Genomic DNA, 15,016 nt, shown 5'->3' with positions numbered 1-15,016 from the left:
TATGAAGTTTTCTGCTTCCCATTGTGGCACAGGACGTCGGCAAGCTGTGCTTTAGCCAAACCAAGCCCCACGAGATATAGACCACCTGTGGCAAGATGTCAGACATGGAAGCGCCTGAGGAGAAAGAAGAACTCGCAATTCCTGAGCACGCACCGCGCACGGTGGCACAGGCTCGGGCCCGTAACGAGATTTCGATGCGCGATATTCTTATCGGCTCGATTCCGCTTTCCCTCGCGTTTGCTTTATCCAATCCAGATCTGGGGCACTATTCAGGCCAGTACGTGGTGGTGGGCATTTGCATCGTGCTTAGTGTGCTGGCGGGCATCAACATTCTGCGCAAAAAGCCCAAGATGATTCAGGCCGTGCGCGAGGAGTATAAGTCGGGCGACTACTCCTCCTTGGCCTATATCGGCCCCTTCCTGCCGGTGGTGGGTGCGCCAATTCTGTGGCTGGCCGATGACTTCGGCCTCGTCCCAGATGCCACTATCTCACCCATCGTGCTAACTGTCTGCAAGGCTATCTACATGGTGCCAGCGTTCACGCTTGGCGGTTGGGCCTCGTTTACTGGCCCATACCGCACTGGGCGGCGGCGCATTCGTAAGACGCTGGAGCATTCTTCGATCGAGGGAATCACCGAGACGACCTTGCAGGCTGTAACCGACTACGCCGATATTGTCTCCGCGCTGGTGGCAGCCGGTGCTGTGGAAGGCAATATCGTGAGCGTCAAGCAGTTGGGTCACATCACCGGGCAGGAGGAAGGCCTCGAAAAGCGCGTGCTGGAGCTGGAAAAGACCGGCGTGGTGAAGCTGCGCGGTGTGCGCCATTCCGATAACACTCGCACCTGGGATGTCACGCTGACCGAGTTGGGTGTGCGGAGCATGCATGAGGCGCGGAGGCGTTAGCTGAGGGCTGCTGGGGCTTGGGCCGCACATTTTGCCAAATAGTGCGCTGAAACGGGGTGGTTTTGGCGGCATATTTGGCAAATTGCGCAGGCGCGGTGCAGATACGGCGCCAAAGCGGTGCAGATACGGCGCCAGCGAAGGAGAAGGGGCACCAAGCATGAAGAAAGCCCGCACTCGCCAAGCGAATGCGGGCTAAAAAGCTAGATGCTTTTACAGGTTCGGGAACCAGATGGAGATCTCGCGCTCAGCGGACTCTGGGGAGTCAGAGCCGTGAACAATGTTCTCGCCGACGGTCAGGGCGAAGTCGCCGCGGATGGTGCCCGGGGTGGCCTTGGAAACTGGGTCGGTGCCGCCGGCCAGCTGGCGCCATGCCTCGATAGCGCGCTCGCCCTCAACAACGCCAGCAACCAGCGGTGCGGAGGTGATGAACTCAACGAGGTCACCGAAGAATGGCTTGTCCTCGTGCTCTGCGTAGTGCTTCTTAGCGGTAGCCTCGTCTGCAACGCGCAGATCCATAGCAACCAGCTTCAGGCCCTTGCGCTCAATGCGGGTGATGATTTCACCGACGTGGCCGTTCTTAACGCCGTCTGGCTTGATGAGAATGAGTGTACGTTCAGTCATGGCTGCCATAGTACTAAAGCTATTCCGCCGCGTCTCGCGCTAGGGGCGAGTTATTTGGTTCAGCCCGCGCACGATTTTCTCTGCGTGGTTGTAATCGGTCCCCTTAAACCACAGCTGCACCTGTTTCACGGCGGTGCCGAACTGGCCGTTTTCCAGCAGTCGGTTAAGTTCGGCTCGCTGCTCTTCTGAAAGATCTGTCTCGCTAACGGGAGTTGCGGGGCGCGCCGATTGCCACAGGCCGAGCGCCAGGAACGCGGCGGCAGCAAGCAGCGCAACCAGCGGCATCCAAGGCTGCCCGGTCATTGCGCGCAGCAGCAAGGCCGCAATGCAGCCCAGTGCCGCGAGGAAAAAGTAGAGATAGCGCATGCCTGCAAAGTCTACGTGGCTTTTAGCGCGGCAGCGAGGCGTCGGCCCGACGAAACCGCCGAGTTCCTGGCTGCATTGCGAGCAGAATCCACAAAATCAGAAAACGGTCGAGGAACGACAGCTTCATTGGGCTACTTCGAGGCGTTTAGGTGCTGGGTGGTGAGGTATCCGCGCTTCATACGCTCGACGATGATGCCGCGCATATAAGAAGCCATAAGCCACAGCAGGCCAAAGATGATGAAGATGGCCGCGATGGACCAGTGGATCATAAAGCCCAAGATGATAGCGAGCACGTGCAGCGCAATCATGGCGTTGACAATCCACGGCTTGTTCATGAACGCGAAGCTAACGAGCAGCAGCACAGCCAGGCCAATCACTACGGAGTAGTTAAACGGGGTCCACAGCGTGCCGTCGTAAAGCTTGTACAAAAGTGGCAGCGCCAGCACGAGGGTGAGCAGCTCCATGGTCAGAGAGCTGGCCACCACCATCCCGCCAAACTGCTTGAGTGGGTCTTTGACCGGTGCCTTGCCGAGACCGAGCGGACTGATTTCAGATTCCGGCACCTCGTTGCGGTTGGTGCGGCGGGACTGACTCATGCGGGATCCTTTCCAAACATCGCGCGGGCGTCGCCGGCAGTGACGACGGAACCCGTGATGACGATACCCGAGCCGGACTGAACTTCCGCATCCTCAGCCAGCTCGACTGCTTGGGCATAAGCGCCGGGCAGATCAGGCTCCACGTAGACGCGCTCTTCGCCGAAGATGTCGCGGGCGAGCTCTGCCAGCTCGTAGGCGTCGCGGGCGCGCGGAGAAGAGTTTTGCGTGATGACGACCTCAGTGAGATAAGGCTCGAGGGCCTCCAATATGCCAAGGGCATCTTTGTCTTCGAAGATGCTGATGACGCCAACGAGGCGCGCGAAGTCGAAGTCGCGGTCAAGGGCCGCGCCTAGGGCCTTCGCGCCGTGCGGGTTATGGCAGGCATCGACGAAGGTCGTGGGGCTGGTGCGCACGCGTTCCAGACGGCCGGGAGAGATGGCCTGTGCAAAGCCGTTGCGCACGGTGGCCGCATCGAGCGGCTTGCCTGCCGACGCCCCGAAGAAGGCCTCGACCGCAGCCAGCGCCACGCCGGCGTTTTTAGCCTGGTGCTCGCCGTGCAGCGGCAGGAAGACGTCCTCGTAGAGGCCGCCCAAGCCCTGAATGTTCAGCTGCTGGCCGCCGACCGCGATGCGGGACTCCAGCACCGCGAACTCGCTGCCGGAGCGCGCCACGCCCGCGCCGACCTCGACGGTGCGCTGCAGGATGACGGACATCGCCTCCGGCTCTTGCTCCGCGATAATGGCGATGTTCTCGCGCGGGGCAAGGACGTCATCATCGTCGTGCTCGCGCGCCTTGATGATGCCGGCCTTCTCCCCCGCGATCTCGGCGAGGGTATCGCCCAGGTAGTCGGTGTGGTCGAGGCCCACCGGCATGATGACGGAGACCTCGGCGTTGACCACGTTGGTGGCATCCCAGGTGCCGCCGAGGCCGACCTCGACCACGGCGACGTCGACTGGCGCGTCGGCGAAGGCCGCATAAGAGATGGCCACCAGCACCTCGAACTTGGACATCGGAATGTCCGAGCGCGCGTCGACCATCTCGACATAAGGCTTGATTTCGCCCCAAATACGCACGAAGTCACGCGGGTGAATCGGGCGGCCATCGATGCCGATGCGCTCGGTGACCAGCTGCAGGTGCGGGCTCGTCACCAATCCGACGCGGCGGTGGAAGGCGCGCAGCAAGGAGTCGATCATGCGGGAAGTCGAAGACTTGCCATTCGTGCCCGCGACGTGGATGACCTGGAAGGACTTCTCCGGGTTACCCAGCAAATCCATCAACGCCTGGATACGTTCCAGGCTCGGAGCGATCTGGGTTTCGGGCGCGCGGGCGTTGAGCTCGGCGTCGACAAGCGCTAGCGCTTCCAGTTCCTCCGGGCTGACCTCGATGGGAGCGGCTTCCTCGTACTCGTCTTCCGCGCCCATGCCGAGGTTGAGCTGCAGGCCGGACTCCGTGATCTCCACGGGTCCGCCCTCAGTGCCCTCCTGCAGGGCGTCGACGAGTTCGTATTCCTCGCGATCTTCTCGCTTGCTCACTACTTAAGTGCCTCCAAGCGTGCAGTGATGCGGTCGACTTCTTCCTGTGCCACCTGCTGGCGGGTGCGGATCTTCTCCACGACCTCCTCCGGAGCCTTGGCTAGGAAGGACTCATTAGCCAGCTTCTTGCCGGTCTGCTCGAGCTCCTTGTTGGCCTTGGCCAGATCCTTTTCCAGGCGCTTGCGCTCTGCCTCGACGTCGACTGCGCCGGAGGTATCGAGAGCGACCTCGACGGTGCCCTGGGAAAGGCGAACCTCGATGGAAGCAGAGGCGGTAAAGCCCTCTTCCGGCACGGTGGTATTAGCCAGGTTGCGCACCAGGTTCTCCTGACCTGCAAGGTCCACCGAGGCGAAGTCCAGGCGGCCTGGAACCTTCTGCGAAGGCTTAACGCCCTGGTCAGAGCGGAAGCGGCGCAGCTCGGTGATGAGCTTGTCGGCGTCCGCGATGCGGCGAGCGGCAACCTCGTCGGTGGCCACGCCGCCGTTGGTATCGGCCGCGGTTGGCCACGGGGCAATCACGATTGACTCGCCGCCCGTTAGTGCCTTCCACAGGACCTCGGTGACAAAAGGCATGGTTGGGTGCAAAAGGCGCAGGACGACGTCGAGGACGCGGCCCAGGACGATCTGAGTGTTGCGTCCGGTCAGCCGCTCCGCGTCTGACGTATCTGCCGAATCGACGTCGCGCGGAATCTGGGACTTGGCGATCTCCAGGTACCAGTCACACAGCTCATCCCAGATGTAGTGGTAGAGCAGCTCGTTAGCCTTGGAGAACTGGTAGTCATCCAGGTAAGCGTCGAACTTGACGCGGACCTCTTCGGCACGGTCCAGGATCCAGCGGTCGGCGTCGGTTAGCTCCTCGCGTGCCGGCAGCTCCGCCACGCCAGCGCCGTTCATGAGCGCGAACTTGGTGGCGTTGAAAAGCTTGGTGGCGAAGTTACGGGAAGCCGCAGCAGCGTCGGAGCCCAGCGGCAGGTCGACGCCCGGGTTTGCGCCACGCGCCAGGGTAAAGCGCAGGGCATCCGCGCCGTAGTCGCGGACCCAGTCCATCGGGTCGATGCCGTTGCCCAGGGACTTCGACATCTTGCGTCCCTGCTCATCGCGAACCAAGCCGTGCAGGTAAATGTCGTGGAAAGGAATCTGTGGGCGGCCATCACGCGCGGAGCCATCACCAGCGTTGAGCAACTCCGGGGTCTGGCCGCCAGCGAAGGTGCCGAACATCATCATGCGGGCGACCCAGAAGAACAGGATGTCGTAGGCAGTGACCAGCACGTTGGTTGGGTAGAACTTCTCCAGGTCCGGAGTCTTTTCCGGCCAGCCCAGCGTGGAAAATGGCCACAGCGCAGAGGAGAACCAGGTATCCAGAACGTCTGGATCCTGCTCGTAGCCTGCCGGCGGCTCCTCGTCTGGGCCGACGCAGACGATATCGCGGGTGGTGTTGCCCTCGGCGTCGGTGGTCTCCGGACCGTACCAGATCGGGATGCGGTGGCCCCACCACAGCTGGCGGGAGATGCACCAGTCGTGCATGTCGTCGACCCACTCGAAGTAACGCGGCTCGAGGGAGGTCGGGTGAATCGTGGTATCGCCCTCGCGCACGGCGTCGCCGGAGTACTTGGCCAGCTTTTCTACCGCCACGAACCACTGCAGGGAAAGGCGCGGCTCGACCGGCTCGCCGGAGCGCTCCGAGTGGCCCACGGAGTGGACATAAGGGCGGATTTCCTTGACGATGCGACCCTGTTCGCGCAGCGCCTCTCGGATCTCCACGCGTGCTTCCTCGCGAGTCAGGCCATCGAACTTGGTGCCGGTGTTCGCGATGTGACCGGTGGAGTCCATGATGGTCGGCATGTCCAGGTTGTGGCGCAGGCCCATCTGGTAGTCGTTCGGGTCGTGGGCCGGGGTGATCTTCACGGCGCCGGTGCCGAATTCCATGTCCACGTAATCATCAGCGATGACCTTGAGCTTCAGGTCGGAGCGGAAGGGGTGGGCAAACTCCTGCCCCACCAGGTCCTTGTAGCGCTCGTCGTCGGGGTGGACGGCAATCGCGACGTCGCCAAGCATGGTCTCCACGCGGGTGGTGGCCACGATGAGGTGTGGCTCGTCGTCGTTTAGCGAGCCGTAGCGGATGGACACGAGCTCGCCCTCGACGTCCTTGTAAACAACCTCGATGTCAGAGACCGCGGTCTCCAGAACCGGGGACCAGTTGACCAGGCGGTGGGCCTGGTAGATCATGCCGGCGTCGAAAAGCTGCTTAAAGATGGTCTGGACCGCGCGGGACAGGCCCTCGTCCAGGGTGAAGCGCTCGCGGGACCAGTCCACGGAGTCACCAATGGCACGCATCTGGTTCTGGATGGTGCCGCCATATTCTTCCTTCCACTCCCAGACCTTGGAGATGAACTCCTCGCGCTCATAATCCCAGCGCTTTTTGCCCTCGGTCTCCTTCAGCTTGGCCTCGACCTTGGTCTGGGTGGCGATGCCCGCGTGGTCGGCGCCCGGCAGCCACAGGGTGGCATAACCCTGCATGCGCTTGCGGCGAATGATGGAGTCGATGAGGGTGTGGTCTAGGGCGTGGCCCATGTGCAGCTGGCCGGTCACGTTGGGTGGCGGCAGCACGATGGAATAAGGCTCTGCCTCGCTGGCGGCATCCGGGGTGAAGTAGCCGGCTTCCACCCAGGACTCGTAGAGGTCCTTTTCTACCGTCTGCGGCTCCCAGGACTTCGGAAGCGCGTCAGCACGGTTAGCGCCTACTAGTTGCTCTTTATCTACAGCGTTGTTCTGCTCAGTCACCCGGACAAGTCTACCCTGTCGGTCAACTGGCTTTTCACCCCATTGGGCGAAATCGGCACCGCGGGCGCCGGTGGCTGCTGCAGCGCGCCCTGCCCTAGCGTTGGTTGCCGCATTCGTGGGTCCGGTGCGGCTTATCGATAACCTGCTGCTCGATTAAAGCAGGTGCTGGACGGCTTCGCGCTCAGCGCGCAGCTCCTCCACGTTGGCCTGGATGCGTTCGGTCTGGAACTTACCAAGCTCTAGGCCCTGCACGATTTCCCAGGTGCCGTTCTTAGCCACGGTGGGGAAACCAAAAATAAGGCCCTCGTCCACGCCATAGGAACCATCGGAGACCACCGCGGCGGTGCGCCAATCCTCGGTGCCGTGGATCCAATCGTGCATGTGATCGACTGCAGCAGAGGCAGCAGAAGCAGCGGAGGAATGCCCGCGGACCTCGATGATTTCCGCGCCGCGCTTGGCCACCTTCGGAATCATCTCCTCGGTGTACCACTTCTCATCTACCTCCGCGTTGGAGTAGCTAAGGTCTGGGAACTGGGTGGCGGAGTGGTTGCCCCAAACGGCCACCTTGGTGAACTCTGCGGTTGGCGCGCCGGTCTTGAGCGAAAGCTGGCTGAGCGTGCGGTTGTGGTCTAGGCGCATGAGTGCGTTGAACTGGCTGGCGTCCAGGTCTGGTGCGCTCTGGGCGGCTATGTAGGCATTGGTGTTGGCTGGGTTACCGACGACGAGCACGCGGACATCGCGCGCTGCGTGATCGTTGATGGCCTTGCCCTGGACAGTGAAGATGGCGCCATTGGCCTCGAGGAGGTCCGCGCGCTCCATGCCCTTGGAACGCGGGCGCGCGCCCACGAGGAAGGCGGCCTTGGTGTCCTTGAAGGCCACTGCTGGGTCATCGGTGACGGTGATGCCGCGCAGCAGCGGGAAAGCGGAGTCAGCCAACTCCATGGCCACGCCTTCTGCGGCGCCTACAGCGTCAGGGATTTCCAGCAGCGCGAGCTCAACCGGGGTGTCTTTTCCGTAGACGTCGCCAGCAGCGATGCGCCACAGCAGCGAATAAGCGATGTTGCCGGCTGCTCCAGTAACGGTTACTTTGACGGGCTTCAATGCTGACTCAGTCATGTGCAATCCTCCTGCGGGATGTGGTGAAACAAACGTGTTCTTAAAGCCCACCTTAGCCTTGCGCGCAGAACTTATGCAGCAGGTTACTCCCCTCTTTTGGAGTCAATCGAGATCACCAAATTGCGAAAATTACCCCCGAATATCCCGCAGTTCATGACTTTATTTTCACTTGAAACTCGGAAAAGTTGGTTTTTGGGCACTATAGGAAGGAGAAAGAAAGAGTCTTAAAGGAACAGATTCATCTCGCACAGGACTTACAAGGACGGAAACAATGACCATGGACGCCACTGATTCGGCTTCGCCCGATTCCGTCGGCACCGCCGAGCTTACGGGCTCCGTCGACAAAGTAATCGACGTCGCCATCGAGCAGTTCTCCAAGTTGGGATTCGCTGACACCAAGTTGGACAACATTTCCCGCCTCGCCGGCATGTCCAAGCGCATGATCCATTACCACTTTGGAGACAAAAAGGGCCTGTACCAGCAGGCCCTCGCGGTTGCGGCACGCCGCCTCAACCCACCGGCAGGCAGCCTTGAGCTGGACTCTGCAGTCCCAGTGGAAGGGGTACGCACGCTCGTAGACTGGCTTTTCAAGCAGCACGTTGAGCACCCAGAGGCCATCCGCATGATGACGATGGAGACCTCCACCGGCGCGCTTGATGGCGGCCACGCGCTAATCGACGTCTCCGAAGTTTCCCTTCACTTGGACAAACTTTTGATGCTGGGCCAGGACTCCGGCGCCTTCCGCCCGGGCATTTCGGCCAACGATATCTTCACCCTCATTGCCTCCCTCACGATGTACCGCGTGACCAATCGCTCGATGATGCAGAATTTGTTGGATATCGACATGCGCAGCCCCGAAAACACCGACGGCATGCACCGCATGGCTGTCGACGCAGTCCTGGCATTCCTTACCGCCAACATCCCGGATTCCGGGCACGGCTCCTACCTCACCACCAGCGCCGCCGACGAAGACAACGACGCTAGCCCGCAGGATATCTACTCCAGCGACGAGGAGCAGGCCACATCGGACATTTACGAATAAAGCCTAAAAGAGCCGCCTTATAGAAGGCGGCTCTTTGAGCATGTGGGGTTAGACGGAAACGCGTTAGCTAGGCAGATTCCTTTTCGGCGTCAGAATAGACAAACTCCGGCTCGCCCTCGCCTTTAACGCAGGCCTCGGTAATGTGCACGGCCGTGATGTCCTCGCGGTCTGGCAGGTCATACATGATGGGAACGAGCAGCTCCTCCATGATGGCACGCAAGCCACGAGCGCCGGTCTTGCGCTCGAGCGCGAGCTCGGCAATGGAGCCCAAGGCCTCGTCTGCGAAGACCAGTTCCGCGCCATCCATCTCGAAGAGGCGCTGATATTGCTTGATGAGCGAGTTCTTCGGCTCCACCAAGACCTTGACCAAGGACTCACGATCGAGGTTGTCCACGGTGGCCACAACCGGCAAGCGGCCAATGAACTCCGGGATTAGTCCGAACTTTACGAGATCCTCAGGGCGTACCTCAGAGAAGAGGTCGAGCTTCTCGCGCTCGCTGGCGGTCTCGAGCTTCGCGCCAAAGCCCACGCCCTTCTTGCCCACGCGCTCTGCGATGACTTTATCGAGGCCAGCAAAGGCACCAGCAACGATGAACAGAATGTTCGAGGTATCGAGCTGGATGAACTCTTGGTTGGGGTGCTTACGGCCACCCTGCGGCGGGATGGCGGCTACGGTTCCCTCCAAGATCTTCAGCAGGGCTTGCTGCACGCCCTCACCGGAAACGTCACGAGTAATGGATGGGTTTTCGGACTTGCGGGAAATCTTGTCCACCTCATCGACGTAGATGATGCCGCGCTGCGCGCGCTCTACGTCAAAGTCTGCGGCCTGCAGGAGCTTAAGCAGAATGTTTTCTACGTCCTCGCCCACGTAGCCGGCCTCGGTAAGGCTGGTGGCGTCGGCGATAGCAAAAGGAACATCCAGCATGCGAGCCAGCGTCTGCGCTAGGTAGGTCTTGCCGGAACCGGTAGGACCGAGCAGCAGGATGTTGGACTTAGCGATCTCGACGTCCTCATCCTCGACCTTCTTGCGGCGGCTTTCCAGGCCCGCTGCTTCTTCTGCCTTGATGCGCTTGTAGTGGTTATAAACCGCCACAGAAAGCACGCGCTTGGCCTGGTCCTGGCCGATGACGTACTTATCAAGGAAGGAGGAAATCTCCGAAGGGCGCGGAAGCTTTACTTCCTTCTCGGCATTGTCAGCCGCGGCGGCTGCGCCGAGTTCTTCTTCGATGATCTCATTACACAGCTCGATGCACTCATCACAGATGTAGACACCGCCGCCGGCGATGAGCTTTTTCACCTGTTTCTGGCTCTTGCCACAAAAGGAGCACTTGAGCAGGTCAGCGCTTTCTTGCATACGTGCCATTAAGGTCTTTCCACTCGCTTTTGATTATTGATTGTGGTGGGAAGATTCTAGGATGCCAATCCTTTGCATCCGGCGCCCTTAAAAAGGGGCGCGTCCCACAGATACCTCCACCTTAGTAAATCAACGCGACACCGCCCTCATTCATTCCTCCGCGTGGCGCAGCCTCAACCCCTCCTTGAGACTTCCCTTTTCGCAGTTCACATACACTATGCGTCTGCTTTCAGCAGGCAACGCAGGGACCAAGAAAACGGCGACGACGCCGCGGGCCTTAAGACCAACGGCGTCGGAAAGCATCGGCTCCTTTTTAGCGGAAGGTGGCGAAGTTCTTAACCACCCAGCGGCTGACTGCCAGGACCAGCAGACCCAGAACGATGGAAGCGATGCCCAGGGAGATAAAGAAGGTATTCTCCGCGCCAGCGTCCTCTGGGTTGTAGAAACCAGCCAGGGAGCCAGCCAGGGAGGTACCCATGGCAACGGCCATCATCCACACCGCCATCATGCGGGAGGGGAAGGCACGTGGCGCGACCTTCGTAGCAAGCGCGTTACCAACCGGGGACAGCAAAAGCTCACCCATGGTGAACAGGAAGAGGATGCCAATGATGGCAAACATCGGCGTGGAATTTGCACCGGTACCGGAGTACGGCAGGAAGAAGAACAAGGAAATACCGATGATGATGTTCGCGGCGCCGAACTTCACTGGCGTGGACCACTGACGGTTACCGAGCTTGGTCCACATCGTTGCGAAAATCGCAGAGAAGATCACGATGAAGATCGGGTTGAAGGACTGCACCAGTGACGGCGGAATCTCGATGCCGAAGAAGTTACGGTTCAAGCGCACGTCCGCGTAGATGGTCATGACGGTGAACTGCTGCTGGAAGATACCGAAGAACAAAACACCAGAGACAAACAGTGGGATAAATCCCAGCAGACGCTTCTTTTCTTCCGCATCAACCAGCTCGGAGAAGTACATCTGGCACCACAATACGATTGCCGCCAACAGCGCAACGACGGTGACGATGTTGGATAGCCAATCGACCTTGATAACGCCGGTTGCGATGGAACTTACCGCAATTGCCACGATGCCAAGGACGGCAGCTAGGCCGAGCAGCATCTGCTTGCTGCTAGCAGGGTTCGGGACCTCGTGGCCTGCATCCTTGATGGTGGACTTGCGCATCAGGGTGTACTGAATCAGGCCCGCGAACATGCCGATTGCCGCGAGGCCAAAGCCCCAGTGGAATCCCTTCCAGCCCCACATGACCGTTGTGATCAACGGGCCGAATAGAGCGCCGATGTTGACACCCATGTAGAAGATGGAGAAACCACCGTCACGGCGGGTGTCATCACGGCTATATAGCGAGCCAAGCACCACCTGGGCGGTGGTCTTCACGCCGCCAGAGCCGATGGCAATGAGAACCAAACCAATCGCCAGACCAATAACGTCCGGAATAAACGCCAGAGCGATATGACCGAGCATCACCAGGTTCGCGGAGTAGAACAGGGTGCGCTCCGGGCCCAAAATTCGGTCTGCAACCAAAGAGGCCAAAAGGCAGGCCATATAGACCAGACCGCCGTAGGCACCAACCACGGACGTTGCAGCGGTCTTGTCCATGCCTAGTCCGCCATCGGTGACGGAGTAGTACATATAGAGCAAAACGATCGACTGCATGCCGTAGAAGCTGAAACGCTCCCACATCTCGATGCCAAATAGGTTGGCTAGGCCCCACGGATGCCCGAAGAACAGTCTTTCTTCAGGCTCCGTTTTGTGTGCTGTCGCGCCAGACAGCTGCGTATTGTGATCTGACATATAAATAGTTGACCACTAATTCTCGGTAACAACAAATCGGTTGGTTGCCCGAAATATTTGTTAAAGCACGCGGCTGCAGAAAGTTCCACGTCATGGCCCCGCACTGCGAAAACTTTCACACTTATATTTGCAGCCGAATCGACCAAGGGCCGGAGCATCAATCTCCGCTTCTGCCGCTTGCTCTTGACGACACATCAAAGCTCATTTAGGGTTACCCACATGGGTGGTAAACCCACAAACCCACAAACCGCTTTGTTATCAGTCACGCATCCGAAAAGAGGTCTCATGGGCAATCCCCTCCCCCTCTACCAACAACTCGCCAGCGGCATCCGCGACATGATCATGTCCAGCCAGCTCGCCCCCGGCGACCGCGCCCCCAGCACAAACGAGCTTTCCGCATTCCACTCAGTCAACCCCACGACAGCGTCCAAGGCCTTAACCGCGCTCTTCGACGAAGGCCTGCTCGAAAAGCGTCGCGGACTTGGAATGTTCGTCACTCCCGAAGCGCGCACCCGCATTGCAGAAAAGCGTCGTGCCGCATTACACGAGGATTTCGTCGCACCGCTTCTAGCCGAAGCACGAGCCCTCGGAATCACAACGGCTGAGCTCATCGAACTCATCAAAAGCGAAGGAGAATAACCATGCACACTATCGAGGCAAAAGACCTCCGAGTAAAGGACTTTCTCCACGCTCACTCGATCCGATTGAAGCCCGGAATCTACGGCATTATCGGTACCAACGGTGCGGGCAAGACGACGCTTATGAGAGCGATTGCGGGTCACCTTCCAATGACATCCGGCTCTATCGAGACTGCCCCAACTGCCCTTGCACGCACCGGCGCTGACATTTTGCTGGCGGGGTACACAGTAAAAGATCACCTTCACATCGCCCAGAAAGCGCGAGGTGAACTCGACATCGCCTATGCGAACCGTCTCTTAGCCCGCTTTGAGCTTCACCCCTCAGAGGTCTGCTCGAGGCTTTCCACCGGCAAGCGCCAATTGATTGCCAACATCACCGTTCTTGCTGCACGCACGCCTGTCACGCTGATGGATGAGCCTTTCACTGGGCTAGACGTACCGACGCGTGAGGTACTGCGCCAAGTCATCATCGAACACGCATCCCACAACGACGATTGGACGTTACTTCTATCCTCACATCGCGCCGAGGATCTCGCTGGCCTCGTTGAGGGGCTCATCGTCGTGCAGAAAGGCCGCGCGATTGGTCCACTTCTGCTCGACGAACAGCGGGAACTATATCCACTGTTCACGGGCGAGAGCAGTGCCGTTGATGACGCAGTTGCCGCACTCACGGGGAGCGTCGTCAGCCAGCAAAAGCTCGGGCGAACCTCTCGCGTACGTGTCCAACTAGCGGAGCCGCTGAATACTCCTCTCCACGGCATAGACACCGATTTCCCAGACGACGTCCAACTCATCGACTCACTTGTATCCGCACAGCTTTAAAGGAGCAACACCATGACCGCACTCGTTTCGGCACACCGAAAGACAATCGCAGTATTTGCACCCCTCATCATTGTGCTCGCCGTGGGCGCTTACCTAGTTCCGCATGACTCCAGCCAAGTTAGCGTTAATCCCACTTTCTGGATCATCTTCTCGGCTATCTTTTGGGCGATACTTTGCGCAAGCGCAACCTCGCAGTTCAAGGTTTTGCGCAGCCTCGATATGCCGCAGAAGCGGTGGCAGATCGCAGCTCACGGGTTTGCCATCGTGGGTTCCGTCATCTTTGGACTCGTCGCCGCCGCAGCACATTACATCGCGGTATCCGCAGGCGTTGATGTCGATAGCTCTTTTGAGGTTGCTGTCAACGGCGATACCGGCACCCTTCCAACTTGGTTAGCTCATTTGCTTTCTGTCCTGGCATTCCTGACCACTTACCTCGTTGCGGGCTATGCTGGCACGGCGATAGGGATGCTCTTCAAAGCGCTTGATAATAGAAGTATCGCTATGCGAACCATCACCGCCGCTGGAGGCATTCTCCTAGTCTATTTCCTAGCAATCGCGATAAACTGGGCCGCATACACCTTCAGTATCCCAATCGAGGCACCGTACCCAGGCCTATTCATTTTCAGCGGTATCGCTATCATCGTCAGCGTTGTGCTGATGTGGCGGCTGCCTAGACACATCCATCCGTAGAACGGGTTTGGGTGACGCACCAAGCCCTATAGAAACCCTAAAGAACTAAAACCAAAGCCCTTGCACCACAAATACGGTGCAAGGGCTTTAGCTTAACGACTGCGTTTTAGGCGTTGAGCTTGCGGTAATCAAAGACGGTATCGATGATGCCGTACTCAACGGCTTCCTGGGCGGTCAGGATCTTGTCACGATCGGTATCGATGCGAACCTGCTCCGCAGTACGGCCGGTGTGCTCAGCCAAGGTGTTCTCCATGAGGCGGCGCATGCGCTCGATCTCGTTAGCCTCGATCTCTAGGTCAGAAACCTGGCCCTGGGTGCCCTGGGTGCGTGGCTGGTGAATCAGCACGCGGGAGTTCGGCAGTGCCGCACGCTTGCCCGGTGCACCGGCAGCCAGCAGGACGGCTGCAGCAGATGCAGCCTGACCCAGGCAGACGGTCTGCACGTCTGGGCGGACGTAGCGCATGGTGTCGTAGATGGCCATCAGCGCGGTAAAGGAGCCACCCGGGGAGTTGATGTACATGGTGATGTCGCGATCTGGATCCTGGGACTCGAGGACCAGCAGCTGCGCCATGATGTCATTCGCCGAGGTGTCATCAACCTGGGTTCCTAGGAAGATGATGCGCTCCTCAAAGAGCTTGGAGTACGGGTTGGTGGTCTTAGAGCCTTGTGCGTTCTGCTCGACAAACTCCGGCAGAACGTAGCGGGAATTAGGCATTTGAAGGTTAGACATAGTGATAATTCTCC

The 15,016-nt window shown here is 59.3% G+C and carries 14 protein-coding genes; 5 read left to right on the top strand and 9 right to left on the bottom strand.

Annotation, left to right across the window (positions count from 1 at the left end):
• Window positions 1–104 precede the first annotated feature (104 nt).
• Window positions 105–902, top strand: coding sequence for a hypothetical protein (locus HMPREF3169_RS05565; protein WP_083286072.1), 798 nt, complete (start codon window positions 105–107; stop codon window positions 900–902).
• A gap of 210 nt (window positions 903–1,112) precedes the next feature.
• On the opposite strand, the gene ndk is transcribed toward HMPREF3169_RS05565, so the two are convergent.
• The 6 genes from ndk to HMPREF3169_RS05535 form a co-directional block, all read right to left on the bottom strand.
• On the bottom strand, window positions 1,113–1,523 hold the full coding sequence (gene ndk / locus HMPREF3169_RS05560) for a nucleoside-diphosphate kinase (RefSeq protein WP_070455949.1): 411 nt from the start codon (window positions 1,521–1,523) through the stop codon (window positions 1,113–1,115).
• A gap of 39 nt (window positions 1,524–1,562) precedes the next feature.
• On the bottom strand, window positions 1,563–1,889 hold the full coding sequence (locus HMPREF3169_RS05555; RefSeq protein WP_070455900.1) for a hypothetical protein: 327 nt from the start codon (window positions 1,887–1,889) through the stop codon (window positions 1,563–1,565).
• 131 nt (window positions 1,890–2,020) lie between these two features.
• The gene (locus HMPREF3169_RS05550) at window positions 2,021–2,485 is read right to left on the bottom strand and encodes a DUF4233 domain-containing protein (RefSeq protein WP_061924127.1); all 465 of its coding nucleotides are present in this window, start codon (window positions 2,483–2,485) and stop codon (window positions 2,021–2,023) included.
• Window positions 2,482–4,017: a bifunctional tetrahydrofolate synthase/dihydrofolate synthase gene (locus tag HMPREF3169_RS05545; protein WP_061924129.1), complete on the bottom strand. Its 1,536-nt coding sequence runs from the start codon at window positions 4,015–4,017 to the stop codon at window positions 2,482–2,484. Before HMPREF3169_RS05545 ends, HMPREF3169_RS05550 begins: the two co-directional genes overlap by 4 nt.
• Window positions 4,017–6,797 carry a valine--tRNA ligase gene (locus HMPREF3169_RS05540; protein WP_070455899.1) on the bottom strand — a complete coding sequence of 927 codons (2,781 nt, stop codon included), beginning with the start codon at window positions 6,795–6,797 and terminating at the stop codon, window positions 4,017–4,019. The genes HMPREF3169_RS05545 and HMPREF3169_RS05540 overlap by 1 nt, the downstream gene beginning before the upstream one ends.
• A gap of 153 nt (window positions 6,798–6,950) precedes the next feature.
• Window positions 6,951–7,913, bottom strand: a complete 963-nt coding sequence (locus HMPREF3169_RS05535; RefSeq protein ID WP_062037813.1) for a malate dehydrogenase — start codon at window positions 7,911–7,913, stop codon at window positions 6,951–6,953.
• A 271-nt stretch (window positions 7,914–8,184) separates the two neighbouring features.
• On the opposite strand from HMPREF3169_RS05535, the gene HMPREF3169_RS05530 reads away from it, so the two are divergent.
• Window positions 8,185–8,955: a TetR/AcrR family transcriptional regulator gene (locus HMPREF3169_RS05530; protein WP_082787679.1), complete on the top strand. Its 771-nt coding sequence runs from the start codon at window positions 8,185–8,187 to the stop codon at window positions 8,953–8,955.
• Between the two features lie 67 nt (window positions 8,956–9,022).
• On the opposite strand, the gene clpX is transcribed toward HMPREF3169_RS05530, so the two are convergent.
• Both clpX and HMPREF3169_RS05520 read right to left on the bottom strand, forming a co-directional pair.
• Window positions 9,023–10,318 (bottom strand): ATP-dependent Clp protease ATP-binding subunit ClpX, encoded by a 1,296-nt coding sequence (gene clpX / locus HMPREF3169_RS05525; protein WP_061924143.1) that lies wholly within the window; start codon window positions 10,316–10,318, stop codon window positions 9,023–9,025.
• Window positions 10,319–10,622: 304 nt separating this feature from the next.
• Window positions 10,623–12,122: a peptide MFS transporter gene (locus HMPREF3169_RS05520; protein ID WP_070455898.1), complete on the bottom strand. Its 1,500-nt coding sequence runs from the start codon at window positions 12,120–12,122 to the stop codon at window positions 10,623–10,625.
• Window positions 12,123–12,407: 285 nt separating this feature from the next.
• Between HMPREF3169_RS05520 and HMPREF3169_RS05515 the strand changes: the two genes are divergently transcribed.
• The 3 genes from HMPREF3169_RS05515 to HMPREF3169_RS05505 are packed head-to-tail and all read left to right on the top strand — an operon-like array spanning window position 12,408 to window position 14,272.
• Window positions 12,408–12,761 (top strand): GntR family transcriptional regulator, encoded by a 354-nt coding sequence (locus HMPREF3169_RS05515; protein ID WP_061924149.1) that lies wholly within the window; start codon window positions 12,408–12,410, stop codon window positions 12,759–12,761.
• Between the two features lie 2 nt (window positions 12,762–12,763).
• The gene (locus HMPREF3169_RS05510) at window positions 12,764–13,582 is read left to right on the top strand and encodes an ATP-binding cassette domain-containing protein (protein WP_061924153.1); all 819 of its coding nucleotides are present in this window, start codon (window positions 12,764–12,766) and stop codon (window positions 13,580–13,582) included.
• A 12-nt stretch (window positions 13,583–13,594) separates the two neighbouring features.
• Entirely contained in the window at window positions 13,595–14,272 is a 678-nt protein-coding gene (locus HMPREF3169_RS05505) for a hypothetical protein (protein WP_061924156.1), read from the top strand.
• A 106-nt stretch (window positions 14,273–14,378) separates the two neighbouring features.
• Here HMPREF3169_RS05505 and HMPREF3169_RS05500 read toward each other — a convergent pair whose 3' ends face one another.
• On the bottom strand, window positions 14,379–15,002 hold the full coding sequence (locus HMPREF3169_RS05500) for an ATP-dependent Clp protease proteolytic subunit (RefSeq protein ID WP_070455897.1): 624 nt from the start codon (window positions 15,000–15,002) through the stop codon (window positions 14,379–14,381).
• Window positions 15,003–15,016 lie beyond the last annotated feature (14 nt).

This window comes from Corynebacterium sp. HMSC08C04, assembly GCF_001807495.1.
In the GTDB taxonomy this organism is placed as follows: domain Bacteria; phylum Actinomycetota; class Actinomycetes; order Mycobacteriales; family Mycobacteriaceae; genus Corynebacterium; species Corynebacterium simulans.
Note: the sequence above shows the minus strand (reverse complement) of the source record. Positions and strands in the feature narration are given on the sequence as shown.

Excerpts from the sequence above, each read along its gene's own strand:
- HMPREF3169_RS05515 (WP_061924149.1), top strand. The coding sequence starts at position 12,408 with ATGGGCAATCCCCTCCCCCTCTACCAACAACTCGCCAGCGGCATCCGC.
- HMPREF3169_RS05550 (WP_061924127.1), bottom strand. The coding sequence starts at position 2,485 with ATGAGTCAGTCCCGCCGCACCAACCGCAACGAGGTGCCGGAATCTGAA.
- HMPREF3169_RS05500 (WP_070455897.1), bottom strand. The coding sequence starts at position 15,002 with ATGTCTAACCTTCAAATGCCTAATTCCCGCTACGTTCTGCCGGAGTTT.
- clpX (WP_061924143.1), bottom strand. The coding sequence starts at position 10,318 with ATGGCACGTATGCAAGAAAGCGCTGACCTGCTCAAGTGCTCCTTTTGT.
- HMPREF3169_RS05530 (WP_082787679.1), top strand. The coding sequence starts at position 8,185 with ATGACCATGGACGCCACTGATTCGGCTTCGCCCGATTCCGTCGGCACC.
- HMPREF3169_RS05510 (WP_061924153.1), top strand. The coding sequence starts at position 12,764 with ATGCACACTATCGAGGCAAAAGACCTCCGAGTAAAGGACTTTCTCCAC.
- ndk (WP_070455949.1), bottom strand. The coding sequence starts at position 1,523 with ATGACTGAACGTACACTCATTCTCATCAAGCCAGACGGCGTTAAGAAC.
- HMPREF3169_RS05505 (WP_061924156.1), top strand. The coding sequence starts at position 13,595 with ATGACCGCACTCGTTTCGGCACACCGAAAGACAATCGCAGTATTTGCA.
- HMPREF3169_RS05565 (WP_083286072.1), top strand. The coding sequence starts at position 105 with ATGGAAGCGCCTGAGGAGAAAGAAGAACTCGCAATTCCTGAGCACGCA.
- HMPREF3169_RS05535 (WP_062037813.1), bottom strand. The coding sequence starts at position 7,913 with ATGACTGAGTCAGCATTGAAGCCCGTCAAAGTAACCGTTACTGGAGCA.
- HMPREF3169_RS05520 (WP_070455898.1), bottom strand. The coding sequence starts at position 12,122 with ATGTCAGATCACAATACGCAGCTGTCTGGCGCGACAGCACACAAAACG.
- HMPREF3169_RS05555 (WP_070455900.1), bottom strand. The coding sequence starts at position 1,889 with ATGCGCTATCTCTACTTTTTCCTCGCGGCACTGGGCTGCATTGCGGCC.